This is a genomic window from Desulfuromonas acetexigens, assembly GCF_900111775.1.
Classification (GTDB): domain Bacteria; phylum Desulfobacterota; class Desulfuromonadia; order Desulfuromonadales; family Trichloromonadaceae; genus Trichloromonas; species Trichloromonas acetexigens.
Window position 1 is genome coordinate 100,284 of sequence record NZ_FOJJ01000001.1, and the last position, 24,575, is coordinate 124,858.

21 protein-coding genes and 1 CRISPR repeat array are annotated in these 24,575 nt (G+C 59.6%); of the genes, 13 read left to right on the forward strand and 8 right to left on the reverse strand.

Annotated elements, in window-relative coordinates; genetic code table 11:
* Window positions 1-43: 43 nt before the first annotated feature.
* From BQ4888_RS00465 to BQ4888_RS00485, 5 genes are all read left to right on the forward strand, one after another.
* The gene (locus BQ4888_RS00465) at window positions 44-1,486 is read left to right on the forward strand and encodes a DUF294 nucleotidyltransferase-like domain-containing protein (RefSeq protein ID WP_092052288.1); all 1,443 of its coding nucleotides are present in this window, start codon (window positions 44-46) and stop codon (window positions 1,484-1,486) included.
* A 33-nt stretch (window positions 1,487-1,519) separates the two neighbouring features.
* Window positions 1,520-1,837 carry a hypothetical protein gene (locus BQ4888_RS00470; RefSeq protein WP_240746282.1) on the forward strand — a complete coding sequence of 106 codons (318 nt, stop codon included), beginning with the start codon at window positions 1,520-1,522 and terminating at the stop codon, window positions 1,835-1,837.
* Between the two features lie 76 nt (window positions 1,838-1,913).
* On the forward strand, window positions 1,914-2,138 hold the full coding sequence (locus tag BQ4888_RS00475; RefSeq protein ID WP_092052292.1) for a thioredoxin domain-containing protein: 225 nt from the start codon (window positions 1,914-1,916) through the stop codon (window positions 2,136-2,138).
* A gap of 9 nt (window positions 2,139-2,147) precedes the next feature.
* Window positions 2,148-2,462 (forward strand): peroxiredoxin family protein, encoded by a 315-nt coding sequence (locus tag BQ4888_RS00480; RefSeq protein WP_092052294.1) that lies wholly within the window; start codon window positions 2,148-2,150, stop codon window positions 2,460-2,462.
* On the forward strand, window positions 2,459-3,055 hold the full coding sequence (locus tag BQ4888_RS00485) for a hypothetical protein (RefSeq protein WP_092052296.1): 597 nt from the start codon (window positions 2,459-2,461) through the stop codon (window positions 3,053-3,055). Before BQ4888_RS00480 ends, BQ4888_RS00485 begins: the two co-directional genes overlap by 4 nt.
* Window positions 3,056-3,263: 208 nt before the next feature.
* Here the strand turns inward: BQ4888_RS00485 and purB are convergent, their stop codons facing one another.
* Entirely contained in the window at window positions 3,264-4,619 is a 1,356-nt protein-coding gene (purB, locus tag BQ4888_RS00490) for an adenylosuccinate lyase (RefSeq protein WP_092052298.1), read from the reverse strand.
* A gap of 400 nt (window positions 4,620-5,019) precedes the next feature.
* Here purB and BQ4888_RS00495 point away from each other — a divergent pair, with 400 nt between their 5' ends.
* Genes BQ4888_RS00495 through cas2 form a run of 8 tightly spaced genes read left to right on the forward strand, consistent with a single transcriptional unit; the run spans window position 5,020 to window position 13,623 of the window.
* Entirely contained in the window at window positions 5,020-7,323 is a 2,304-nt protein-coding gene (locus BQ4888_RS00495; RefSeq protein ID WP_092052300.1) for a CRISPR-associated helicase/endonuclease Cas3, read from the forward strand.
* Between the two features lie 13 nt (window positions 7,324-7,336).
* On the forward strand, window positions 7,337-8,104 hold the full coding sequence (cas5c, locus tag BQ4888_RS00500) for a type I-C CRISPR-associated protein Cas5c (RefSeq protein WP_092052302.1): 768 nt from the start codon (window positions 7,337-7,339) through the stop codon (window positions 8,102-8,104).
* Window positions 8,104-9,876 carry a type I-C CRISPR-associated protein Cas8c/Csd1 gene (gene cas8c, locus BQ4888_RS00505; protein ID WP_092052304.1) on the forward strand — a complete coding sequence of 591 codons (1,773 nt, stop codon included), beginning with the start codon at window positions 8,104-8,106 and terminating at the stop codon, window positions 9,874-9,876. The genes cas5c and cas8c overlap by 1 nt, the downstream gene beginning before the upstream one ends.
* Window positions 9,873-10,823 carry a type I-C CRISPR-associated protein Cas7/Csd2 gene (cas7c, locus tag BQ4888_RS00510; protein WP_092052307.1) on the forward strand — a complete coding sequence of 317 codons (951 nt, stop codon included), beginning with the start codon at window positions 9,873-9,875 and terminating at the stop codon, window positions 10,821-10,823. Before cas8c ends, cas7c begins: the two co-directional genes overlap by 4 nt.
* Window positions 10,820-11,464, forward strand: a complete 645-nt coding sequence (gene cas4, locus BQ4888_RS00515) for a CRISPR-associated protein Cas4 (RefSeq protein ID WP_176374236.1) — start codon at window positions 10,820-10,822, stop codon at window positions 11,462-11,464. Before cas7c ends, cas4 begins: the two co-directional genes overlap by 4 nt.
* Window positions 11,464-12,297 (forward strand): BRO-N domain-containing protein, encoded by an 834-nt coding sequence (locus BQ4888_RS00520; protein ID WP_092052309.1) that lies wholly within the window; start codon window positions 11,464-11,466, stop codon window positions 12,295-12,297. Before cas4 ends, BQ4888_RS00520 begins: the two co-directional genes overlap by 1 nt.
* The gene (cas1c, locus tag BQ4888_RS00525) at window positions 12,294-13,325 is read left to right on the forward strand and encodes a type I-C CRISPR-associated endonuclease Cas1c (protein ID WP_092052311.1); all 1,032 of its coding nucleotides are present in this window, start codon (window positions 12,294-12,296) and stop codon (window positions 13,323-13,325) included. The genes BQ4888_RS00520 and cas1c overlap by 4 nt, the downstream gene beginning before the upstream one ends.
* Window positions 13,326-13,332: 7 nt before the next feature.
* A complete protein-coding gene (gene cas2 / locus BQ4888_RS00530; RefSeq protein WP_092052314.1) occupies window positions 13,333-13,623 on the forward strand; it encodes a CRISPR-associated endonuclease Cas2 in 291 nt (96 codons plus the stop codon).
* A 183-nt stretch (window positions 13,624-13,806) separates the two neighbouring features.
* Window positions 13,807-14,919: a CRISPR direct-repeat array (repeat unit 37 nt; unit sequence GAGCGGCCGGGGCTTGTCCCCGGCCGAGGATTGAAAC).
* 176 nt (window positions 14,920-15,095) lie between these two features.
* Here cas2 and BQ4888_RS00535 read toward each other — a convergent pair.
* The 7 genes from BQ4888_RS00535 to BQ4888_RS00565 form a co-directional block, all read right to left on the reverse strand.
* Complete coding sequence (locus tag BQ4888_RS00535) at window positions 15,096-15,995, reverse strand: DMT family transporter (RefSeq protein ID WP_092052316.1); 900 nt, start codon at window positions 15,993-15,995, stop codon at window positions 15,096-15,098.
* A gap of 45 nt (window positions 15,996-16,040) precedes the next feature.
* A complete protein-coding gene (locus BQ4888_RS00540) occupies window positions 16,041-16,478 on the reverse strand; it encodes a response regulator (protein WP_092052319.1) in 438 nt (145 codons plus the stop codon).
* Window positions 16,475-18,730: a sensor histidine kinase gene (locus BQ4888_RS00545; RefSeq protein ID WP_092052320.1), complete on the reverse strand. Its 2,256-nt coding sequence runs from the start codon at window positions 18,728-18,730 to the stop codon at window positions 16,475-16,477. Before BQ4888_RS00545 ends, BQ4888_RS00540 begins: the two co-directional genes overlap by 4 nt.
* 17 nt (window positions 18,731-18,747) lie before the next feature.
* Complete coding sequence (locus BQ4888_RS00550; protein WP_092052323.1) at window positions 18,748-19,605, reverse strand: phosphate/phosphite/phosphonate ABC transporter substrate-binding protein; 858 nt, start codon at window positions 19,603-19,605, stop codon at window positions 18,748-18,750.
* 25 nt (window positions 19,606-19,630) lie between these two features.
* Window positions 19,631-21,118 carry an ATP-binding response regulator gene (locus BQ4888_RS00555; RefSeq protein WP_092052324.1) on the reverse strand — a complete coding sequence of 496 codons (1,488 nt, stop codon included), beginning with the start codon at window positions 21,116-21,118 and terminating at the stop codon, window positions 19,631-19,633.
* A gap of 120 nt (window positions 21,119-21,238) precedes the next feature.
* Window positions 21,239-23,500, reverse strand: coding sequence for a potassium/proton antiporter (locus tag BQ4888_RS00560; protein ID WP_092052327.1), 2,262 nt, complete (start codon window positions 23,498-23,500; stop codon window positions 21,239-21,241).
* Between the two features lie 8 nt (window positions 23,501-23,508).
* Window positions 23,509-24,387 carry a universal stress protein gene (locus BQ4888_RS00565; protein WP_092052328.1) on the reverse strand — a complete coding sequence of 293 codons (879 nt, stop codon included), beginning with the start codon at window positions 24,385-24,387 and terminating at the stop codon, window positions 23,509-23,511.
* Window positions 24,388-24,575 lie beyond the last annotated feature (188 nt).

Here is a 24,575-nt window from a genome sequence, read left to right on the forward strand (position 1 = left end):
TGAGTTTGTCCATCCCCATACCGGAGTTCCGGGAGGTGCGGAGTTGAGTGAAGAGAATGTCTTTTTTTTCCCGGTCGGCGATTTCTGCCGTCGCGACCTGATTACCTGTCCGGTGGAAGCGACGGTGGTCGAGTTGGCGACGACCATGCGGGAAAAGAACGTCTCCAGTATCATCGTTTGCGAGGGGGAGAGCCCGGTCGGCATCATCACTGATCGCGACCTGCGCAACAAGGTAGTTTCCCGGGGGGCCGACCCCACCGCGCTCACCGCTCGCGCCATCATGAGCGAGCCGCTGATCACCGTCGCCGAAGAGGAGTACCTGCTTGAGGTCGTCTGTAAAATGTCGCGGCACAATATCCACCGGGTTGGGGTGGTCAACGGCGAGGGCAAGCTGTGCGGCATCGTCAATGAATCGGACATTCTGCGGGTGCAGACCCATTCCCCGCAACGCCTCTTGCGCGACCTCGAAAGGGCCGAATCCTTCGACGAGTTGAAGAAGATTCATCAGGGCGTCCAGGATCTGGTCGTCTTTCTGAGCCGTTCCGGGGTCCGCACCAAAGATCTGGTCCGACTCATCGCCACCCTCAACGACCGGTTGGTGCTGCGCCTTATCGATCTGCTGCAACGCGAACGTTTTGCCGACCTGCCCGAAAATTTCGTCTTCATGGTTTTGGGGAGCGAAGGGCGGGGGGAGCAAACGCTCAGCACCGATCAGGACAATGCCATCATCTATGCCGATGGTCTGAATGCGGAAACGCTGGGACGCATCGAAGCCTTTTCCCAGGCCTTGATCGACGGCCTCATTCAGATCGGCGTACCTGAGTGCCCTGGCGGGATCATGGCGAAAAACACCTTCTGGCGCCGGAGCCTGGAGGATTGGTCCGTCGCGCTCGATCAGTGGATCTCCGTTCCCAACCCGGAAAATATCCTCAACTTCAGCATGTTCGCCGATATTCGGGGGGTCTGGGGGGATATGTCCCTGGTCGACTCCCTGAAGAGCGCTGTGATCCGGCGGGCGATGGAAGAAGACCTCTTCCTTTCGCGCATGGCGGCCAATGTCGTCCGTTTCGTTCCTCCTCTTGGCATGTTCGGTTCCCTGAAAGTCGAAAAAAAAGGGCAGTACCGCGGGCTCATCGACCTGAAAAAGGCCGGGATTTTCGCCATTACCGAAGGGGTTAAGGTCATGTGTCTGGCGCGCGGGCGGCTCGGCGGTTGCACCCGCGATAAGATTCAGTGGCTCAAAGAGCAGGCGATCCTTCCTGCCAAGCAGGCCGACGATCTCGACGCGGCCTTCAGCCTGCTGGTTTTTTACCGCCTGCGCGGTCAGGTCGATGCCATTCAAGCCGGATTGGAGCCGAACAACTACATCAACCCCGCCAAACTCAACCGCCTCGAACTGGGGCGGCTGCGGCTTTCCCTCGAAGTCGTCAAGTCTTTTCAAACGACCCTCAGTACCCATTTTCGTTTGAACATGCTCCGTAACTAGATCCGTGAATCATCTTTTCCGCAGGAGGTTGTCTTGTCCGAAAACGAAGATTTCAGTCAATATGCCGAAGGATTGAGCAAGGTACGCCGACGCCGCTGGTGCCTGTGGGGGGTGATTCTGATCTACATCCCCCTCATCTGGACGACCCTGACCATCACCCAGTCGGACCGGGCCACGGCCAAGGTTTTCGCCGTCTGGTTCATCTTCGCCTGCATCGCCAGTTGTATTTCCGCTTTTGTTAAATGCCCCCGCTGCGGCAATCTCTTTCACGTCAACGGCCTGATCCCCATGTATTTCCGCCGTTGTCTGCACTGCGGGCTGCCCCTTAACGCCGACAAGAAAAAAGAGTAGTTCCGGGCGCTTGTTAATTAGGGAGTGGTACGGTAAACTAACTCTCACATTTAATTTCACTCATTCAGGAGGTTCTATGCAGCGAAGTCGATCCCTTTTCAGTCTGTTGCTGGTCTGTTTTTTTGCCCTGGCCTGCGCCCCGGTCGCTCAGCAGGACGTCATACTGAAGTCCGTTGGAGACCGTGCGCCGATCTTTTCCGCCGCCACCAGTCAGGGCAAGCTGTTCAATTACGACCTGGACTATTACGGCAAGCATCATCTGGTCATGACCTTTTTCCCGGCGGCCTACACCCCTATCTGAACGGGGGAAATGGAGGGTCATCAGAGGAATCTCGATCTTTATGACCGCTTCAACGCCCGCGTGGTGGGCGTCAGCCGCAACGATGTCAATACTCTCAAATTCTGGTCCGACGAGCTGGAACTGACCTTTCCCATCCTCTCCAACCCGGTGGGGCATATCGGTATGTGGTTCGGTTCTCAGCCTCCCGCTTATCCGATGTTCAGCCGCAAAACGGTCATTATCGACCGGCAGGGGGTTATCCGCTACATGCGCAACGGCACCCCGGATTTCCATGACATCCTCCGAACGCTGAAAAAACTCAACGCCGAGGAGGTGAAATCATGATGCGCCTGTTGCTGCTTGGTATGGTTGTTCTGCTCCTGGGCGCCTGCGCCGCTCCAGCTCCGACGACGGTCGACCCCCTGGCCGCACTGCGTCGGGCCGACGGCACGGTCGTCTGGCAGGAAGAGTACGCCTTCCTGACGCCCCCGGCCCCCTGGTCGCTCGTTTCCCTCGATGAAGACGACTACAGCGTCGCCTTCGCCAAGGAATGCAGCGACTACTTCCCCTGCCAGTCGACCATGGCCTATGCCGAGGAACCTTTCGGTTATTCCAATGATTTCGACAAGCGGGCGCCGGAATTTTTCAAGCGCTTTCTCTGGGCCAGCCGGGTGGTTTTCGGCGAACCCCAACTGGAGCCCGCCACCTTCAACGGAAAACCAGCGCTGGTGGCCCGGGTTGAAGGGAAGGAGCGGGTCAAAGGCCAGAAGGTTTCGGCCAAGGTCGTCTTCGCCCGGCGCGGTGAGCGGGTGGTCGGTTTTTATTACACCCAGTGGCGACCGGAACAGGTCGCCTATGATCCGGTGGACGAACAGGCCTTCGACGCCTTCGTCGACTCCTTCAAATTTGTGAAACCCTCTTTTTACGAGCAGTTGTAGGACGCGGTGAGGCAAGGAACCGCATCAGGCTGAAGAATCCGATCCGCCAGATTTAAACGCAAAAAGGACCGCATTATCGCGGTCCTTTTTGCGTTTTGGAGGATTGTATGATGCGGTGACGTAAGGAACCGCATCGGGGTTGACGACGGAGCACTAATGCGGTTCGCTGCGCTCACCGGCATCCTACCCTTTTGCGGATCGGCGGCGGTTATTCCAGCCAGTCGACTATCTGCGGCGCCAGGCCGATGTAGCTGGCCGGGGTCATCTTTAGCAGCCGCTCTTTATCCTCGGCGGCCAGATCCAGGGTGTTAATGAAATCGCGGATGGTGTCGCGATCGATGACGTTGCCCCGGGTCAGCTCCTTGAGCTTCTCGTAGGGCTTGTCGATCCCCGCCTTGCGCATCACCGTCTGGATCGGCTCGGCCAGCACCTCCCAGGCCTGATCCAGATCCTGGGCCAGCTTCTGTTCGTTGAGCTTGAGTTTGCCCATCCCCTTCAGGGTCGAGCGATAGGCGAGCAGGCTGTAACCGAAACCGACCCCCATGTTGCGCAGCACCGTCGAGTCGGTGAGATCCCGTTGCAGGCGCGAGATCGGCAGCTTCTGCGACAGGTGGGTGAAGATTGCGTTGGCTAGGCCGCAGTTGCCTTCCGAGTTCTCGAAGTCGATGGGATTGACCTTGTGCGGCATGGTCGAAGAGCCGACCTCCCCCTTGACCGTCTTCTGGCCGAAATAGGCCATGGAGATGTAGGTCCAGATGTCGCGGTTGAAGTCGATGAGGATGGTGTTCCAGCGACAGAGGGCGTCGAAAAGCTCGGCCATGTAGTCGTGGGGCTCGATCTGGGTGGTGAAGAGGTTTTGGCTCAGCCCCAACTCACCCTCGATCACCCCCTTGGTCAGTTTCACCCAATCGACCTCGGGATAGGCCGAGAGGTGGGCGTTGAAGTTGCCGACGGCGCCGTTGAGCTTGCCGAGCAGCTCGACCCGGCCGATGTTGGCGCTCTGCTTGCGCAACCGCGCGGCGAAGACCGCCAACTCCTTGCCGATGGTCGTCGGCGAGGCGGTCTGGCCGTGGGTGCGGGCGAGCATCGGCACATCCTTGAAGTCGGCGGCCAGCTTGGCGATACCGGCGATGATCTCCTTCTGTGCCGGCACCAGCGCCGCCAGGCCGTCCTTGAGCATCAGGGCGTGGGAGAGGTTGTTGATGTCCTCCGAGGTGCAGGCGAAGTGGATAAATTCGGAAAGCTCCTCCAGGCTGGTGCCGGCGATCTGCTCTTTCAGATAATATTCCACCGCCTTGACGTCGTGGTTGGTCACCGCCTCGATGGCCTTGATCTTCTCGGCCTCGGCCGGAGTGAAATCGGCGACGACGGCGCGCAGCCGGGCCTCCTCCTCGGCGCTGACCGGGCGGCACTGGGGAATCCCCGACTCGGCGCAGAGGGCGAGCAGCCACAGCACCTCGACCTTCACCCGGTTGCGCAGCAACGCGTATTCGGAAAAACACTCCCCCAGTTCGGAAACTTTCGATGCATAGCGCCCGTCGAGCGGGCTGATGGCGGTAATCATAGGGATTCTCCTTGGAATTTAATGCGTCGGGAATATATAGCCCAGGCCGAACCTGAGCGCAAGCCTTGAGGGAAGGATAGGGGAGGGGAGCGCCTCTTGCCGGCATTTTTCTTCCCGTGAAGGGTTGTCACAAGTCCGGAACCGGACTAAGGTGATTACTGTCTTTTTATGAAATGAAGGCCGGTTTCCCCGGTCGCGATGAATCCTGCCTGGGAGGGCCTGCCATGTTACACCATTCCGCAATACCTCGACCTTCCTCCTTGAGGCCATCGCGTTACGATGGATTCCGTTCCGTTGCCCGGTGTGGACTCGTTTTTTTCAGGAGAGAAGGAGTTTGTGCGACGTATTTTGACGCAATGGGGTGTTGGGGTGAAAATAATTTTTATAAGCGGAGGTTGAAGTGGTTTTTTTAGCTCATAGCGCAAACGATTGCAACCGGCCTCATTTGGCAAAGGAGCATCTGACCGATGTTGCACGGCTCGCAGTAGAATTTTCCGGAGGGGCCGAATGGGGTGAGGAGGCCAACCTTGCCGGAGTGCTTCACGACCTCGGCAAGTATGCGGATTTGTTTCAGGCACGACTGCGTGGTGAAGCCAAGGGACTTGATCACTGGTCGCCTGGGGCTTGGTTGGCGCTCAGCGAATTTCAGGCTGTTGCCGCAGCGCTGGCAATTCAGGGGCATCACATTGGTTTGCAGCAAGGCGGCAACGGTGCCCTAAGAATGATGAAACAGGCAACTCCCAATACGTCAAGGCTCAGTGATGAGGATTTCAGTCGGCTGAAGGCAAGACTTGTGGCCGATGGCTTGCTCGCTGAAAAGCCTACAAATCCGGTCATCTCTGTAAAGGTTGGATTTCAATCCCAGATTTCATCGATGCTTGATGTCAGAATGCTCTTTTCTTGTCTCACCGATGCGGACTTTCTGGACACCGAAGCCCATTTTGAGGGAGATGAACAGGGTAAGCGTTATCGTGAAGCAGGGCCGAAATTGAACGCTGCACAAGCCTTGACCGCCCTTGACCATTATATGTCGGGCAAAATCCGCAGTGTGAACAAGGCGGACAAGTCCGTACTGGACGCCCGTAACGCCCTCTGGAACATGGTGACGACAGCGGCGGCGGCAGTGCCGGGGCTCTTGACGCTGACGGCTCCGACTGGAAGCGGCAAGACCTTGGCCATGCTGAAATTTGCACTTGAGCATGTGCGCAGAAACGGCCTCAAGCGGATCGTTCTTGTCGTGCCGTTTCTGTCGATCATCGAGCAGACAGCAGAAATCTACCGGTCGGTGTTTCAAAATTTTCCCGGCAACTTTGTCCTTGAACACCACAGCCTGGCCGGCTTGGGAAGCGAAGAGGCAACGGGCGATGCTGAAGCCGCCGCTGAGCGCGCCAGGCGACTATTGGCTGAAAACTGGGATGCACCGATCATCATCACCACTAACGTCCAGCTTCTTGAATCGCTCTTTTCCAACCGGCCGTCCGCCTGCCGCAAGCTCCACAATCTGATGGAATCGGTCATCATGTTCGACGAGGCCCAGACCTTGCCGCAGTCCCTGGCCGTGCCGACGCTTGCGGCGCTTTCCCATCTGTCCCGAACCTACCGGACAACGGTACTCTTTGCCACGGCAACCCAGCCGGCTTTCGATGCCTTGGACGGCGCCGTTGCGAAATTGGTTTATACAGGGTGGCGCCCCGTTGAGGCGGCGCCTGACCATGCCCGCCTGTACGGTGCGCTGCGCCGCTATGAGGTAGATTGGCCGGACCAGGGAGAATCAAAGAAGTGGACAACTCTGGCGGCAGAGATCAGAGCAGAGGAACAGGTGCTCTGCGTCGTGAACCTCAAGAGTCACGCGGCAGCGCTGCTTGAAGAAATGAAGCATGACGAGGCCGTTTTTCATCTTTCCACCAACCTCTGCGCTCTGCACCGCCGGGCGGTTCTGGATGAGGTGCGCGCTAGGCTGAAATCCGGACAGTCTTGTCGGCTGATCTCCACCCAATGCATTGAGGCCGGTGTCGATGTGGATTTTCCGGTGGTCTATCGCGCTCTCGCGCCGCTTGACGCCATTGCCCAGGCTGCCGGGCGCTGCAACCGGGAGGGACGACTCGCCGATGATGACGGCAATCGTAAAATGGGCGAGGTGCGAGTTTTTGAGCCCGACGTTGCAGGGGATTACCGGAAACGCTACCCGACGCGGCCATATTTCCAGGCTGCCGAAGTTACGCGCAGCATGCTCACGATTGCGGGCAAGGCGGGCCTTGATCTAAACGAACCGGCAGTTTTTCGCGATTATTACCATCGCCTCTATGACCTGACGAAACCGGAAACCCAGAACCGGGAGCTTACGGTGGCCCTGACTGCCGTTGATTTCGTTCGCGTTGCCAAGGAATATCGCCTTATTGACCAATCGGCCATCCAGTTACTGGTTCCTTACGATGCTGGTATGGACAGGTTCAATGAACTACGTCGTCAGCAGGAGGAGGAAGGGATAAACGCTCAGTGGATCAGGAGAGCTCAGGGATTGACCGTTAGTGTTTTTCGTCCGAGGCATGACCATCCAGCCTGGGGAGTGCTGATCCCCGCGAAACTGCGCTATGGCCAAGGGGTTTCGGATGAATGGTTCATTCTCGAGGATCGCCATGGAGATATGTACGATGATGTGTTCGGGCTGCGATTGCCGCAGTCACAGCAGATTTTGATTGGTTGAGGAAAGGAGGAATATGGTGAGCAAAAAAACCCACACCCTTGAGGTCTGGGGCGATCTGGCGTGCTTCACCCGCCCGGAAATGAAGGTGGAGCGGTTCAGTTATCCGGTCATTACTCCGTCCGCCGCGCGGGGAATCTTCGATGCCATCTACTGGGAGGGGATTCGGGATGCCAAAGGGATGCGTCCCTATTTTCATTGGCAGGTGGAGCGGATCGAGGTGCTGGAGATGCCCCGTTACATCGCCTTGCGGCGCAACGAGGTGAAGGACAAAGCCCCCGCGGATAGAACCATCAAGGCATGGATGGAAGGACGTGAACAGCCTGAGCCGCTCTGGGCCGATGGTGGCAAAGATGACCTGGGCACCGACCAAAAAGGCCGCACCCAGCGTCAGACCATGGCGCTAAAAAACGTCCGTTACCGGTTGACGGCTAGAATCATCCCAAAACCGGAATTTACGGCGCCAGATCAGATCAACAAGTTCGACAGCATGTTCGAGCGCCGGGCCAAACAGGGGAAATGTTTTCAGCAGCCGTTCTTCGGTTGTAGCGAATTCCCGGCATTTTTCGAGTATCTGCAAGCAGGCGAAGCACGGAGTTGTGCTGCGCCATTCGACCAGCATCTCGGCTGGATGCTGTACGACGTCTTTGATTTGCGGCGGGATGTCGTACGAGACGATACGCCATTCATCTCCCTTTTTGATGCAACAGTAAAGGGAGGCGTGCTGGAAGTTCCACCTTATGACAGCGAAAAAGTCCGTAAACCAGAAAGGGGGCGTATCTGATGCTGAATGAACTTGTACGTTACGCCCAAACCAATCTCGCTGGTTCAGAGCCCGGCTTCACCACTCGAACGGTACGATGGTTGGTGGAGCTCACCCCGGATGGTTGTCTCGTCAATGTCCTGCCGTTGGGGGACGACAAAGGAGAGCAGACTCCAAAATGCCCGGAGATGCACAACATGAATGCCGGTGGGCGAGCCCATTTTCTGGTGGAGACACTACAGACAGTTGCCCTGCTCAGCAAACCGAATGAAGATCCCAAAAAGGTTGCCGGCTCTCGCGAGAAACAGGCGTTTTTCTCGGAGATGGTTCGACAGGCATCGGTGGTTGCGCCTGCTATTCAGCCAATGGCCAGTTTCCTGGAGAATGCGGAGCAGGTTGAGATATTGCGCGGTCGCCTTGCTGCAGAAAAGGCTAAACCAACAGACTGGCTACGCTGGCGCGTTGCCGGTATTGATCCATTGCAGCAGACCGAGGTGCTCAACTGGTGGAGAAGCTGGCGTGAGGCAGATCAGATAAAAGGAAAGACAAATGAAAAACCGAAACGGGGCAAGGCGGCAGCGCAACCTCTGTTTGATTCGCCGCCGGCCGGGATGGTCTGTTTTTTGACTGGCGAAGCACTGGAGCCGGTTGCCACTCAGCCGAAAATTACCGGTCTGTCCGGTGTCGGTGGCCTTGGCACCGGCGACGTCATGGCCGGTTTTGACAAGGCGGCGTTTTGCTCATTCGGTCTGGAGCAAGCAAGTAACGCTGCCATGGGTGAGAAACCGGTTCGCGAATGTGTAGATGCGCTCAACCATCTCATCAAAAACCATTCGCGCAAGATGGCTAACACGCTCGTTGTCCATTGGTTCAAGGAAGCTGTGAGGCCGGAAGACGACCCGCTGGCTTTTTTGTTTGAGCCACCGGAACTGACCGAGGCGGCAGCCCAGAATTCGGTTAGACAACTCCTTGCTTCCTTACGTACCGGTCAACGGGCTGTTCTTGGAAACAATCGTTACTATGCTATGACGTTATCCGGCGCAGCGGGGCGGGTCATGGTGCGCGATTGGATGGATAGAAGTTTCGAGGATTTAGTTGCCAGGATCGATCAGTGGTTTTCTGACCTGGAGATCGTTGCCAGGGATGGTGGCAAGATAGCGCCTGACCCCAAGTTTCTCGCGGTGTGCGGCTCTATAATGCGAGACTTGAAAGACCTTCCTGCCCCTACGGCAACAACCCTCTGGCGAGTCGCCCTAGCCGGTTTGCCGATTCCTCAGCCTCTAATCGCTCAAGCCCTGGCCCGTTTTCGCGCCGACCTCATCGACGACAAATCGTTCAATCATGCCCGCATGGGCCTAATTAAAGCGTATTTCATTCGCAAGGGAGGAGATCACCAAATGAGTGCCTATCTCAACAAGGAGCACCCAGAGGCGGCCTATCAGTGTGGGCGTTTGCTGGCAACACTGGCTGGGTTGCAACGATCGGCTTTGGGGGACGTCGGCGCGGGGGTTGTCCAGCGTTACTATGTGGCGGCCAGCCAAACGCCCGGTCTTACCCTTGGTCGCCTGTTCAACAATGCCAAAAATCATCTGAACAAACTCGATGGTGGCCTTGCCTATTGGTACGAAGACCAGATTTCCGAGATTATGAGTCGCATTCAAGATCGCATCCCTTCAACCTTGAATCTGGATCAACAAAGCCTTTTTGCCTTGGGCTATTACCAACAGATGGCCGCCAATAGGGCGGGTAAAAATACCGACACTAACGAGATTACCAAGGGAGATAAATTATGAGTATCCAGAACCGCTACGAATTCCTCTTTCTTTTCGACTGCGAAAATGGCAACCCCAACGGTGATCCGGATGCCGGAAACAGCCCTCGCATCGACCCCGAGGACATGCACGGTCTTGTCTCGGATGTGGCGCTCAAGAGACGGGTGCGGAACTTCATCCTAGAAAAATTTGGCTCGGATATCGCTGCCGCAGCACCGAATGCTGTCTATGTCCAACATGCCACCAATCTAAACAAGTACATCACCAAGGCCCATGAAGAAACAGGCGGCAAACCTGAAGGCGGTGGTAACCGTAACCAGGTTGGCAGCGCCTGCGACTGGATGTGCAAAACCTTCTTCGATGTCCGTACCTTCGGCGCGGTGATGAGTACCGGCGCCAATGCCGGGCAGGTACGAGGGCCGGTTCAGCTCTCCTTTGCCCGTTCGGTTGACCCGATATTGCCGATGGATGCCTCCATTACCCGCATGGCGGTGGCAGAAAAAGTGAGCGGGGCCAAGGCGGCGGCTGATTACGAAAAATGGGAAAACGCACAGGAAGAGGACAAACTCCGCACCATGGGTCGCAAGTCCCTCATCCCTTACGGCCTCTACGTGGCCAAAGGTTTCATCAGCGCCAATCTCGCCAAGGGGACCGGCTTTTCCGATGCCGACCTGAACAACTTTTGGGAGGCGCTTCTCAACATGTATGACCATGACCGCTCCGCCAGCAAGGGGATGATGTCCTGCCGGGGGCTCTATGTGTTCAAGCACGTCGGCACCGACACTGACCAGAACCAGCGGGTCAAGCAGGCCATGCTCGGCTGCGCCCCGGCCCACAAGCTGCTGGACAAGGGGGCCATTGTGGAGATCGTCAGGAAATCGGCCAATTCACCTCGCAGTTTCTTGGATTACGAGGTCACTGTCCACCGCGACCGGCTACCGGCCGGCGTGGAATTGTTGACTCCATGAGCAAACTACTGACAGAGGGCGCGGAGACAATTGCCGTTTCCGCGCTCAATCAGTATGCCTATTGCCCCCGCCGCTGCGCATTGATCTTTATGGATGCCGAGTTCGAAGACAACATCCATACCCAGCGGGGCACAGCCGAACACGAACGGGCCGATCAGACTTTTCATGTCTGTGACGCCAAAGGCGTTCGTCTGGAGTACGCCCTGCCAATCTGGTCCCAACGCCTGGGGCTTTCGGGGCGGTGTGACGTGGTGGAGTTCCACGCCGACGGTACTGTCTACCCGGTGGAATACAAACACGGCAAAATGAGGAAATGGCTCAATGACGACCTGCAACTGGCCGCGCAGGCCCTTTGCCTCGAGGAGATGCTGAGTGTAAGGATCGAGCGGGGAGCAGTTTTTCACAAAAGCTCAATGCGCCGCCGAGAGGTCGAATTTACTCCCGAATTGCGCCGACAGGTGGAGGCGATGGCGAACGCAATTCATGAGCTGCTGGCATCCGGGAACCTGCCGCCGCCGATCAATAATCAGCGTTGTCCGGAGTGTTCATTGAGGAATATTTGCCTGCCCGCCGTGATCGCCGAGAAGGAGCGGGGACGCAAGGCGGCGCGGGAGTTGTTCATTGTCGAAGGAGGGATGTGATGGAAACGAAGCTGGCGGTATTCCAGAGCAAGGAAATTCGGCGGACGCTGCACCAGGGCGAGTGGTGGTTTTCGGTTGTGGATGTCTGCGGTGCGTTGACGGAGAGTGCCGATGCCGGGGCATACTGGCGCAAGCTGAAACAGCGACTTGGGCAAGAAGGGAGTGAAGTCGTGACATTTTGTCACGGGTTGAAACTGGTCGCTCCTGACGGGAAGCTGCGGGCGACCGACTGCGCCAACACCGAAGGCCTGTTCCGCATCATCCAGTCCATTCCCTCCCCCAAGGCCGAACCGTTCAAACGCTGGCTGGCCAAGGTCGGCTACGAGCGGGTGCAGGAAATCGAAGATCCCGAGCTGGCGACGAAGCGCACTCGCGAACTGTACCGGGCCAAGGGCTACTCGGAGGCGTGGATCGAAAAGCGGATGCGCGGCATCGCGGTGCGGGCGGAGCTGACCGAAGAATGGAAGAACCGGGGCGTGAATGGAGAACCGGAGTACGCGATCCTGACCGCCGAAATCGCCAAGGCCGCCTTCGGCATGACGCCGAGCGAATACAAACAGTTCAAGGGGTTGAAACGGGAAAACCTGCGGGATCACATGACCGATCTGGAGCTGATCTTCTCCATGCTGGGCGAGGCGGCGACGACGGAAATCGCCCGCAAGCAGGATGCCCAGGGCTTTCCGGAAAACCGGGTGGCGGCCCATAAAGGCGGTCGGATCGCCGGCGAGGCGCGGGAAAAACTGGAAGTGGAAACCGGCGAAAAAGTATCCACGGCGGAAAATTATCTGGACGAACCCGAAAGCCGCAAGCGGCTTAAAGGGAGAAAGCCATGAAACATCTCCTCAACACTCTGTTCGTCATGACCGAAGGCAGCTATCTGCACCTCGAGGGCGAAACGGTCAAAGTCAAGGTCGATGGCGAAAACCGCTTACAGGTGCCGCTCCATCATCTTGGCGGGATCGTCCTCTTCGGCAACGTCATGACCACCCCTTTTCTGCTGCACAAATGCGCCGAGGATGGACGGGGCGTGGTGTTGCTCGACCGCAACGGCCGTTATCGCTGCCGGATGATCGGCAAGGTCGGCGGTAACGTGTTGCTGCGCCATCAGCAGCATCTCGCCATCGAGGATGCGCCCCGGCAGGCGGCCATTGTCCGCAACCTGGTCGCCGGCAAAATCCAGAATGCCCGGCAGGTGCTGTTGCGCGGCCAGCGGGAAGCGAAGGACGAAGACTCCGCCGCCGCCTTACAGAGTGCCGCCGATCTGCACGGCCGCGCCGTCGAACGCCTTGCCCCGGCGACCGAAATCGATTTCATGCGCGGCCTCGAAGGGGAATCGGCGCGGGTTTACTTCGACTGTCTCGACCGGATGCTGACCCAGAACCGCGAGCATTTCCGCATGAACGGCCGCAACCGCCGCCCGCCTCGGGATCGCATCAACGCGCTGCTCTCCTTCCTTTATGTGCTGCTGCTCAACGACTGCGTTTCCGCCGTTGAAGGGGTCGGTCTCGATCCGCAGATGGGCTTTCTCCACGTCATGCGGCCGGGGCGGCCCTCCCTCGGCCTGGATCTGATGGAAGAGTTGCGGCCGATTCTCGCCGATCGCCTGGCACTGACCCTCATCAACCTGCGGCAGATCAATCCCGACGACTTCGACGAGCGGCCGGGCGGCGCGGTCTATCTCAACGAAAAAGGGCGCAAGGCGGTGGTGACCGCCTATCAGAAACGCAAACAGGATGAACTCCGTCACCCGGTCCTCGACCAGACCGTGCCGCTGGGCCTGATCCCCCATGTTCAGGCGCGGCTATTGGCCCGCCATCTGCGCGGCGACACCGAAACCTACACGCCGTATCTTTATCGTTGAGGGTGCCATGTGGCTGATCGTGACCTATGATGTGAACACCGAGGACAAGGCCGGGCAGAAGCGCCTGCGGCGGGTGGCGAAGGTGTGCAAGAGCTACGGGCAGCGGGTGCAGAAGTCGGTCTTCGAGTGTTCGGTCAACGACATGCAGTACGAACAGATGAAGCGGGAGTTGGTCAAGGAAATCGACAAGGCCTGCGACAGTTTGCGGATTTACCGACTCATCGGCGCGCGGGACTGCGTCATCGACAGCTTCGGCGTGGATGATTTCGTCAATTTCGAAGAACCGCTGATTGTTTGACGGCCGTGCGCGAACCCCCTGCGATAGGGTTTTTGCCGGGGTGTTCGCGGGAAGGGAAAATGTTGAGATGATGACATTTTTTCAATCGGGAGAATTTCTAATCCCGGAAAGGAGTGGATGTTCAGGCCGGTTCGCGGAAACCGGCGAAAAAGCACAATGGCAACAACAGGTTCGCAAGAACCTGAGCGGCCGGGGCTTGTCCCCGGCCGAGGATTGAAACATGGGGTTGCATACACCGAAACCCTCGACAGCGCGAGCGGCCGGGGCTTGTCCCCGGCCGAGGATTGAAACTGCGTGAACAACGGGAATTTAAGCCACAAGGCAATGAGCGGCCGGGGCTTGTCCCCGGCCGAGGATTGAAACAATCTCAGCTCGGCCGAGATTGAGGAGTACGGCAAAGAGCGGCCGGGGCTTGTCCCCGGCCGAGGATTGAAACTTTTCTAGGATTTGGTGGGGCGCGATGGACGTCGGGAGCGGCCGGGGCTTGTCCCCGGCCGAGGATTGAAACCTCGGCATAAATACGGCGCTGTAATCCGTCCGGCGAGCGGCCGGGGCTTGTCCCCGGCCGAGGATTGAAACAAGCTTCCGGCGTCGGCCGGATAATCAGAATGGCAGAGCGGCCGGGGCTTGTCCCCGGCCGAGGATTGAAACCGAGCGAGTCCCGCAGACAATGCCGCGCCAGGGGGCGAGCGGCCGGGGCTTGTCCCCGGCCGAGGATTGAAACATAAAACCCCCGCACCGATTTCCTGGCCCAACAGGGAGCGGCCGGGGCTTGTCCCCGGCCGAGGATTGAAACTGCTTACACTCTGGATAGCCGCTACAACTCCACGAGCGGCCGGGGCTTGTCCCCGGCCGAGGATTGAAACAGTTCGAGACGGTGGGCGGGTTCGAGGGGATCAACGAGCGGCCGGGGCTTGTCCCCGGCCGAGGATTGAAACTTCGTGCTGGTACGAGTTACTACCCGGTTTCCACGGAGCGGCCGGGGCTTGTCCCCGGCCGAGGATTGAAACTTGCTGTGTTAGGTAAAAGTGCGAACCTAGCAAAGAGCGGCCGGGGCTTGTCCCCGGCCGAGGATTGAAACTTCGGTCATCACGGCCGGGAAGGCTTTGCGCAGACGAGCGGCCGGGGCTTGTCCCCGGCCGAGGATTGAAACCGGTATCAACCCGCCAAAGCACATCAACCTCCCGGAGCGGCCGGGGCTTGTCCCCGGCCGAGGATTGAAACAGCCGTGGCATATTGCTGGCATGGCACCCCGAGGGGAGCGGCCGGGGCTTGTCCCCGGCCGAGGATTGAAGAGGCTCTGCCCTTCGACCCGCTCAGGGAGCTTCCCCCCCCTTTGACAAAGGGGGGCTGGGGGGGATTTCCCGTTGCTTTACAGGCAAATCCCCCTCGTTCCCCCTTTTTCAAAGGGGGATGATCCAAGGCCCGCCGTTGGCCTCTTTGCTGGAAATTGACGTCAGTCTGACTTCTCTTCATCCCCCCTGTTCCTGATCTCCCCCTTTCTTTATCGCCATAAAGACCCCGCCGACGATCAGGGTGCCGCCGATGAGGATGTTGGAGGTCAAGGGTTCGCCGAGGGCGAGGACGCCGGTGAGGGCGCCGACCAGGGGGATGCCGTAGAGAAGGTGGTTGGTGAGGCCGACGCCGAGGGCGGGGATGGCCTGGTTCCATAGGTGATAGGCCAGGGCCGAACAGAAGGCGCCGAGAAAGAAGACACCGCCCCAGGCGGTGAGGGAAGGGTGGGGTAGGGGGAGCAGCCAGGCTTCGAGGAGCGCGCCCGGCAGCAACGTCAAGGTGCCGACGGTGGTGATGCGGAAGGTTAGCAGCAGGTTGGGATAGCGGGCGGTGAGCCGGTCGGCGAGAAAGGTGTAGCCGACCCAACTGGTGACGGCGGCGAACATGAGCAGATCGCCCAGCAGGGTCGCCTCGCCCTTGTCGGGTCCGACCAGCAGGCCGACCCCGGCCAGGGCGACGAGGAGCCCGGCGATCACCGCCATGCGCGGGCGGCGGCGGTGGCGGATGGCGTTGACCGCCTCGGTGGTCAGGGGGATGGTGGCGACGATGAGGGCGCCGTGGGTGGCGGTGGTGTATTTGAGGCCGAAGTTTTCAAAGCCGAAGTAGACGGTGACGCCGATGAAGCCGAGCAGGAAGAGGGCGCCGCGATCCTCGCGGTCGATGCGCGTATGGCGATGACGGCGGGCCAGGGGCCAGATCAGCAGACTCGCGAGCGCGAAGCGCAGAAAGGCCAGGGTAAAGGGCGGGATCTCCTGAACGGTCACGCGGGTGACGGCGAAGGACATCCCCCAGACGCAAACGACGAAGAGCGCCGGCAGAAAATGACGCCAGGAGAAGCGGGTGGGAGGGGGTTGCATAGGCTTTGCCAGGTAGGGAGTCCGTTGCGGGTTCGGGTGGTTAAGTTATCTGGGCGCGCAGCGGTTCAGGATCAGCCAATAGATGCCGAGTTGCCGGACGGCTTCGTTGAAGGCCTGAAAATCCACGGGTTTCTGGATATAGCTGTTGGCCCCCCGGTCGTAGCTGGCGAGGATGTCCCGCTGCTCGCTGGAGGTGGTGAGAATCACCACCGGCAGATGCCGGGTCCGTTCGTCGGCGCGGATGCGTTGCAGGACTTCGATGCCGTCCACCTTGGGCAGATGCAGATCGAGCATCACCAGTTGGGGCTGTATCGAGGTGTCGCGCTCGGCATACTGCCCGGTTCCGAACAGCCAATCAAGGGCTTCGGCGCCGTCGCGGGCCACCACGACGGTATTGGCGATTTTATTTCTTTCCATGGCTCGGACGGTCAGGGCGACATCGTCCGGGTTATCCTCGACCAGCAAAATGATTTTTTCACTCATGGCAATGATGTCTCCGTCCGGGGGCTCCCGGGAAGGGTGAAATAGAAGACGGCGCCTTGATCGATCTCGGATTCGGCCCAGATACGACCGCCGTGTTTGTGAATGACCCGGGCGACGGTGGCCAGGCCGACGCCCGTGCCGGGAAAATCCTCCACCCGGTGCAGTCGTTGAAAGGGCACGAAGAGTTTTTCGGCGTAGCGCATGTCGAACCCGACGCCGTTGTCCCGGACGAAAAAGACGGTTTCGTCGTCGATTGTCACACGGTCGAAGACAAGCCGGGCGTCGGTCTGCCGGGCGCTGTATTTCCAGGCATTGCCCAGCAGATTGTCGAGGGCGATGGCGAGCAGCTTGGGATCGCCCTCGGCTTGCAGGTCGGGCGTTATTTCCCAGGTCACTTGCCTTTGAGGTTCCTGCGCCGCCAAGCGCTGCAGGGCGGTTTCCGCCAGTCGGCTCAAATCGACGATCCGCCGCGACAGATCACTTCGAGAGACCCGCGAAAGGAGGAGCATATCCTCGATCAGCAGGCCCATGCGTTGGGCCGCCATGCGGATGCGTCCGAGGTAGTCGCGGCCGGTGTCGTCCAAGTGTTCCCAACAGTCTTCGAGCAGGGCCTGGGAAAAGCCGTCGATGCCTCGCAGCGGCGCCCGCAAGTCGTGGGAAACGCTGTAGGAGAAGGATTCGAGTTCCTTGTTGGCCGCCTCCAACTGGACGGTGCGTTCGTGGACCCGCTGTTCCAGGGTGATATTGAGCTCACGGATTTCTTCCTCGGCCCGTTTCTGCTCGGTCACATCCCAGAGGATGCCGGAAATCCGCCAAGGAGCTCCAAGATCGTTCCGATAGAGCTTGCCCCGCATGGTGAGATGCCGCCGCGTTTCGTCGGGGAGGATGACCTGAAACGTGGTCTCAAGGGGGACATCCTCCGTCGCTGTTCGCCGCAGGGTCTCGGCAAAGGGTTGTCGATCCTCTTCCGCGACCAGCGCGGCGACCCCGGAAAGATCGGTCGGCGCCGCCTCCGGAGCCAAGCCGAGAATACGGCGGGTCAGTTCGTCGCACAAAATTCGATCCTCGGCGATTTGCCAATGCCAGGATCCGAGATGGGCGGCCCTGAGGGCGAGATTGAGGCGTTCCTCGCTTTCGCGCAAGGCTTGTCGCGCCGCCCGTTCCCCGGTCTGATCGCGAAAGATCAGGACCGCGCCGCTGACCGTGCCCCGATCGTCGCGGATCGGCGCCGCGTTCGCTCCGACCGGCAAGCTGGAGCCGTCGCGAGCCATGAGCAGCAGCGGATGCTCCGGATCGTCGCCGCCGTCCCGCGGCGTATCCTCCAAAGTCCCGAGGTTCACAGGTAAAGCGGTTTTTTCGTCATAAAGGCAAAGCACTTTTTCCAGGGGGCGGCCGAGGGCGTCCGCCACGGGCCAGCCGGTCAGTTGCTCGGCCACCCGGTTCATCCGCAGGATGCGCCCTTCGGTATCGGTGGAGATCATCCCTTCTCCGATGCTGCGCAGGGTGACGGCGAGTTGCTCATTGGTCGCGCGAAGCAGGTTTTCCGAGCTCGACAGACTGACCGATGCCGAATTGAGCGCCTGGGCTAGTTGTCGAACCTCTTCGGAGGAGGGCTTCAGGTCGATGGTCGCGCCCTTGTTGCTGTCGAGACTCAAGGCGAAGCGGGAAAGTTCCTCGATGGCTTTCACCGGACGACTCAGTACTCGCCCCAGTAAGGCCAATCCCAGGATCAGCGCGGGGATGCCGACGAGCAGACTGTTTTCCCAAACGGCTCGTTGCTGGGCGGCGATGGCTTCGAGGTCGAAGGTGATTCGCGCCCAACCGATCAAGCGGCCGGCATTGATCGGCTGAAAAATCGTCAGGTGATCGTTCGCCACTTCCAGATATTCCACCGGGTTTTTGGGAAGGTTCAACGGCGGCGATAGCTGTTTGAGAAGTGGCGTTTCCTGTGGTGAACGTTCGACGAGGGTGATGACGGTGCCGTCGGCCTCGGCGATGAGGATCCCGGTGATGTCGGGTAGGGCCAGGGTGCGCATGGCGAAGGAATCGAGCCCGGCGAAATCCCCCACCACCAGCATTTCGGCGCAGCTTTCGGAGATATTTCGGCCCATGGCGGCGGCGTTGCGGCTCATGACCTCCTGGTGAATGCGAGCTTGCCGGGAACTGGTCACGGCGGCGTAGGTGAACAGAGAAAAAATCAGGATCAGGGCGCCGGCCAGAAAGAGTTGTCGGTGCAGATGCAAGGGTCGCATGAAATGCCTATCCGGATTCAGGGCTCTGACGCGCAGGTTTCCGCGGTCAGGGTCTCCAGGTCGATTTCTTCGAGACTACGGTAATCCCGGTGGTAATCGGCCGGTATCGGATGGGCCAGGCCGATCGACTTGAGGAGAGATTCATGACGCGGATTCGCGCCGATAGCGAGGATCGTCTCAAGAAACCGTTCACGAACGTCCTGGGGAAGCCGGGGGTGGGCGGATAGCGGGTGGGGCGCCAGGGGGGCGGTCTGGTAGATGATCCGCATCCCTTCACGAATTTCATTGGAGGCGGTATCGAGGTTGACGTCGAGGGTCACGCCGGCGTCGGCCTTGCCGAGCAGCACGGTTTTGAAAACATTCTGGGTGCTTCCCTCGTAAAGGCGGATAAAGCTGTATGCGAGCAGGTCGTGGTGCAGTCCGTCGCGAACAAAGACGCTACACAGATTTTTCGCCCCGACAAAAGCGATTTTTTTGTCGAGTAGATCATTGACTTCGGTGACGGGGGAATCTTTTTTTACAAAAAGCACCCCTTTGAGCATGGCACTGCTCCGTACCAGGGGGAGATAACGCTGACTCCGCCAAGCCTGCACGGCCTGGGTGGAATTGGTAAAGATGAAATCGGGGAGACCGCTTTCGAGCTGCTCTTCGAACTCCTCCATTCCGGCAAACACCTTGAGTTCCAGTTTTAGACCGCTTTTCTGGGAAAGCAGTTCCAGAAAAGGCGTCCAGTCGCGGTACATGTCGACCGGCGGCCGTTGGGGAATGAGCGCGAGGGTGTAGGGGGCGGGCTTTTCCGCGCCGGCGGCGGTTTGAAGGAGTGCGCAGGCAAAATAAACAACCCCCAGGAACAACCGGGTCATCAGCGGTTTCAAAATCCCCTCCCTTGAAAAATGGTGGTCAGGCCTGCCGCGGCAGGGTGAAGGCGATCCGGGTTTCCTTGCCGGGGGTGCTTTCCAGCCGGATCTTGCCGCCGTGAGCCTCGACGATCTGTTTGACGATGCTCAGTCCGAGTCCCAGGCCGCCCTTGGCCGTGTTCGAGGCATCGATCCGATAGAATTTATCGAAGACTTTTCCGATTTTGTCCGCCGCGATACCGACTCCCTCGTCGGCAACGGAACAGTGGAAATTTTCGCCGTCGACATCCGCTACCAGCCGAATCGTGCTTCCCGCGGGGGAGAATTTGACGGAATTTTCCAGCAGGTTTTCCAGAACTTTGGAAATTTTCAGCGGATCGAGATACCAGCGGATCGTGGGATCGTCCGGCAGGGATAGCTCGAAAAAATGGTTCGGAGCCTGTTGCCGGAGGCGTTTCATCACGTCTTCGAACAGCGGCTCCAGCATGTGGAAATCGCGATGAATGGTCATCCCCTGACCGGATTCCATGCGCCCGAGATCGAGAAGTTCATCGACGATTGCCGCCAGTTGACGACTTTTGGCATGGGCGATTTCCAGGAATTCCCGTTGTTGTTCCGGTTCGGTGACCTGCATCAGGTCGTGCTGGAGGAGCAGTTCGAGGTAGCCGATGATGCTGGTGAGGGGGGTATTCAACTCGTGGGCGGCGGTGGAGATGAATTCGCTCTTCAGTCGCTCCAGTTCCCGTTCGTAAGTGACGTCGCGCAGAACCGTCACCGATCCGCTCGGTTCTCCCCGCGCGTCCTTCATCCGCGAGGTCCGGGCCTCGATGACCAAGGGCGACCGGCCGTCCCGACGGGACAGTTCCAAATGGGTTTTTACGGGGTCCTCGATAGCGATGCGGGCTTGGAGAATCTGGTCGAGCAGACTTTTCTCGCGGATGACCTGAGCGACCTGACGCTGGATCGCCGTTTCCGAGGACAGACCAAGAAGGCTTTCGGCCCCGGGATTGATCAGCACCACCCGCTGTTCCTCGTCGCAAACGATCAATCCGTCCGGCACCGAGCGGATGATATGCTCGATCTTGCTTCGGGCGGCCTCTTCCTGGCGTCGGGATTCACTCAGGGCCGTCTCGGCGGCGATTCTTTCGCGACGGACGGCGGCCTCGGTCAATTCGCGGCGCAGGACCGGAGCCAAGCGAGTTAGGTTTTCTTTGTATACGTAATCCTTGGCCCCGGCCCGCATCAGTCGCACCGCCGTCTCTTCGCCGATGGCTCCGGAAATGATGATGAAGGGGATATCCAGGCCGCTTTCGGTGAGAATTTCCAGGGCTTGCAGACCGTCGAAAGCGGGAAGGGAATAGTCGGAAAGAATCACATCCCAGCCCCCTCGCGGCAGGGCCCGCCGGAGCTCCTCGACGGTGTCGACGCGGGTCGCGGCGACCGCGAAACCGTTTTTGCGGAGCTCCCGCAGGATAAGCTCGGTGTCGTCCGCCGAATCTTCAATCAACAACAGTTGGAGGAGATTGTTCATCGCGGCCGCTCGCAATGACGGATTAAAAGGAAAAATCTACTTCAAGGGTAAATTGACCAGGCCGAATGTCAAGCAAGCGAGGGGGGCGGAACGCTCTCCCCTCGCCACGGCCAAGTTCGCTCATGAGGCATCGGCCGGCGCCGGGAGAATCAGCTGCTCGATCCGACGGGCCGCTTCCGTGTCCGCCAGCACCAGCAGGGCGTCATCGGCGAGGATTTCCGTCTGGCCGTTCGGGACGACGAACTCATCGTTGCGGGAGATGGTGATCAACAGCGTTCCCCGCGGCAGCCCCAACTCGGAAAGTTTTTTGCCTAGCGCCGGTGAAGTTGTTGGTACATGGATTTCGGTAATGCGGGTGCGGGGGATGCTCAGTCCGCTCTGATCGCGGCGGGCGTCCATCAGGATCGCTTCGGTTTCGATGACGCTGACGCCCGAGGCGAGCAACATGAGGCGAGCCATCGCGTAGGCGATCTCCATCTCGCCGTAGATGCATTGCGTCTGGGGAAAGGCGCAGAGCTGATTGAACTCGGCGGGTTGGTGGACGCGGATGACGATCTCGATCGCCGGGTTCACCTGACGTGCGTACTCGACGGCGCGGCGCACGGTAATAGGCTCCGCCGAGGTAATGAGCAGAAGCCGTGCGTCGGCGATCCCCGCGCTTTCAAGTAAAGCCGGCTTGCCGCCTTCGCCGTGAATCACCGGCACTCCCGCGCGGCGCAGCCTTTCAACGGTTGTCAAATCCTGCTCGATGACGATGAACGGCAGCTGGCGCCGGCGCAGGAAACCGGCCAGTACGGCACCGACGCGGCCGTGGCCGATCAGAATCGCTTTTTTGGGCCCGGCGGCGGCATCATCTTCCGCTCGCGGCGACAGGATCGGTTCGACATCGAGGATCCGGGAGGTGGGCTCGTCGGGATCGATCGGCCGTTCAAAGGGTTGCAGCAGGGCCGCGCGGACCGATTCTTCATCGTCGGCGCGCGCCAGAACGGTCACCTGATCCCAGCCGAGCAGGCGGGTGTGGCCGGTCGGAGCGACGACCTCGCGGCCCCGGGTGATCAGGGTAATCAAGGCGCGGGGCGGGAGAGCCAGGTCGCGAATCCGTTGCCCCGGCCGGCCTTGCGGACCGGGCAGGTCGATGACGAAGAGATCGAGGTCGCTATGGGCCATCGCCACCAGTTCGAGGCCGTAACGCGGCTGCGGCCGCGCCGGTTCCGACAGGCCGAGGCGGCGGGCCAGAACGCCGAGGGTCGACCCTTGCATGGAAATCGAGAGCAGGACGGCGAAGAAGACGAGATTGAACACTTCTTCGCCGATGGGAAGGCCGGCGGCCATGGGATAGGTCGCCAGGACGATGGGAACCGCGCCGCGCAGGCCGGCCCAGCACATGAAGTGACGCTCTCGGATCCCGATCTTCATGCCGATGGTGCCGAGCCACACGGCGGCGGGTCGGGCGATGAATGTCAGCACCAAAAACAGGATAATCCCGTTGATCCACAACGTCGACCATTGTCTGGGAAAGACCAGGAGGCCCATCATCACGAATACGCCAATGTTGGCAATCATCGACAAAGCGGCCGAAAAATTGCGAATGCCCTGTTTGTAGATGAAATGCTGGTTTCCCATGACGAAGCCGGCAGTGAATGCCGCGAGCATGCCGCTCGCCTGAGCAAGCTCGGAGACGCCGTAGGTCAGGAGAACGACCGCGAGCAAGAGGACGTAGTAATAGCCGCGCTCTTGTGGATTCAATCGGTTGAAGATCGCCAGCGCGCCGCGTGCCATTAACCAGCCGATCAGCGGTCCTGCCAGGAACTTCCACAGGAATAACGGCACGATCAGCAAGCCGCCGCTTGAACCGGTGGACAATCCCTCCACGACGACGAGGGTCAGAAGGATGGCCATAGGGTCGTTCGCCGCGCTTTCGATCTCGATGGTCGACGACAGTTTGGAGGGTAGCGACTGGCGGCGCAGGATCGAAAAGGTCGCCGCCGCATCGGTTGAGGAGATAAGCACGGCGAGCAGCAGGGACATCGCCGTCTCCCACCCCAGCACAAAGTGGAGAAAGGCGAAGGTCGTCGCGGCGGTCAGGATGACGCCCCAGGTCGCCATCCCTCCAGCCGGCAGCGCAACCGCCTTGAAGTCGGTTCGTTTGGTCGCGAGCCCGCCATGAAAGAGGATGAATACCAGAGCGGCATTCGCCAGGTTGTTGGCCGCTTCAACATTGTCGAAGTGCCAGATGCCGAGGACATCGCTTCCAGCGGCAATCCCGACGCCGAGAGCGACCAAAATCACCGGGACGCTCCAGCGATCGAGCCACACCGCCGCAAGCACCACGCCGAGGAGGAGAAGGGGAACGACGAGATAAAGAAAATCCATATTTTCCATGTAGGGGATCAGGCCTTGTGGCCGCGAATTACCAGGGCGTCGCAGGGGAGGGCGGAAACGACGCGCTTGGCGACGCTGCCGACGAAGGCCTCGGGCAAGAGGCCCCGTACCCGGGAACCGAGAACGACCAGGTCGATGGAGGAGCTTTCGACCAGTTCTTGCAGCAGTTCGGTCAGATTGCCCCCCTCGATCAGCACGTCGAAACGCGCGCGCTGCTCCGCGGGGAGGTTGACGGTATCAAGAAAGGCCAGATATTCCCGCCGCGCTGCCAGGCGCATCTGCTCGCGATAGCTTTCCACATCCTCTACCGCGTAGGAGCCGGGGGCGCCGTGGGCGTGGAGAAGGCGCAGGGTCCGGTCGGGGAAAAAGGCGGCGGCGGCTTCCAGCGCCTGGCGCGAGGCGTCGGAATAGTCCGCGGCGACGACGATGTTGTTGTAGGGGCCGTGGACCCGGTCGGTGACGATGAGCAGGGGGATCAGGGAGCCGCGCATGAGTTCGTCCACGGTTTCGCCGAGGGTGAAGCGCCCGAGCATTTCGTTGCGGGCGACGCCGGTGACGATGAGATCGCAGCCCTCTTCCCGGGCGATGCGTAAAACCGTCTTCGAGGGATGCCCTTCTTCGATGCGCACGGCGACCCGGTTTCCGCCTTGCACCAGGGCATTGAGAAGCTGCCGTTTGGCGCTTTCGATAAGGCGGTTGTCGGGCCGGGACTGAGGGGAGAAACGGGTGCGCCGAGCCAGGCGTGTCTTGGGTTGCCGCTCGAGGACATGCACAACCAGTAATTTACAATCGTATTGATGAGCCAAGGCCAGGGCGCGGGCCTCGGCCCGGTCGCTGCGGGCGCTGAAATCGGTGGCCAGAAGGATTTTGCGGGGGGGGATGGACATGATTTCTCCTCGGATTATCCACGGCGGTAGTGACTGCCCGGAAACTATAGCAGAGTGCGACGGCAGGCGGAAGGGATTTCCGCCCGGCGAAACAGGTCCCTGGCGTCGTGAATATTTAATGCTTGGCCTTTGCCCGGCAAGCTCTTTACAATACCCCCCTATCCCTGCCTGTCGCTGAGAATCCCCGG

Excerpts from the sequence above, each read along its gene's own strand:
- BQ4888_RS00475 (WP_092052292.1), top strand. The coding sequence starts at position 1,914 with ATGCAGCGAAGTCGATCCCTTTTCAGTCTGTTGCTGGTCTGTTTTTTT.
- BQ4888_RS00480 (WP_092052294.1), top strand. The coding sequence starts at position 2,148 with ATGGAGGGTCATCAGAGGAATCTCGATCTTTATGACCGCTTCAACGCC.
- BQ4888_RS00485 (WP_092052296.1), top strand. The coding sequence starts at position 2,459 with ATGATGCGCCTGTTGCTGCTTGGTATGGTTGTTCTGCTCCTGGGCGCC.
- purB (WP_092052298.1), bottom strand. The coding sequence starts at position 4,619 with ATGATTACCGCCATCAGCCCGCTCGACGGGCGCTATGCATCGAAAGTT.
- cas5c (WP_092052302.1), top strand. The coding sequence starts at position 7,337 with ATGGTGAGCAAAAAAACCCACACCCTTGAGGTCTGGGGCGATCTGGCG.
- cas8c (WP_092052304.1), top strand. The coding sequence starts at position 8,104 with ATGCTGAATGAACTTGTACGTTACGCCCAAACCAATCTCGCTGGTTCA.
- cas7c (WP_092052307.1), top strand. The coding sequence starts at position 9,873 with ATGAGTATCCAGAACCGCTACGAATTCCTCTTTCTTTTCGACTGCGAA.
- cas4 (WP_176374236.1), top strand. The coding sequence starts at position 10,820 with ATGAGCAAACTACTGACAGAGGGCGCGGAGACAATTGCCGTTTCCGCG.
- BQ4888_RS00520 (WP_092052309.1), top strand. The coding sequence starts at position 11,464 with ATGGAAACGAAGCTGGCGGTATTCCAGAGCAAGGAAATTCGGCGGACG.
- cas1c (WP_092052311.1), top strand. The coding sequence starts at position 12,294 with ATGAAACATCTCCTCAACACTCTGTTCGTCATGACCGAAGGCAGCTAT.
- cas2 (WP_092052314.1), top strand. The coding sequence starts at position 13,333 with ATGTGGCTGATCGTGACCTATGATGTGAACACCGAGGACAAGGCCGGG.
- BQ4888_RS00535 (WP_092052316.1), bottom strand. The coding sequence starts at position 15,995 with ATGCAACCCCCTCCCACCCGCTTCTCCTGGCGTCATTTTCTGCCGGCG.
- BQ4888_RS00540 (WP_092052319.1), bottom strand. The coding sequence starts at position 16,478 with ATGAGTGAAAAAATCATTTTGCTGGTCGAGGATAACCCGGACGATGTC.
- BQ4888_RS00545 (WP_092052320.1), bottom strand. The coding sequence starts at position 18,730 with ATGCGACCCTTGCATCTGCACCGACAACTCTTTCTGGCCGGCGCCCTG.
- BQ4888_RS00555 (WP_092052324.1), bottom strand. The coding sequence starts at position 21,118 with ATGAACAATCTCCTCCAACTGTTGTTGATTGAAGATTCGGCGGACGAC.
- BQ4888_RS00560 (WP_092052327.1), bottom strand. The coding sequence starts at position 23,500 with ATGGAAAATATGGATTTTCTTTATCTCGTCGTTCCCCTTCTCCTCCTC.
- BQ4888_RS00565 (WP_092052328.1), bottom strand. The coding sequence starts at position 24,387 with ATGTCCATCCCCCCCCGCAAAATCCTTCTGGCCACCGATTTCAGCGCC.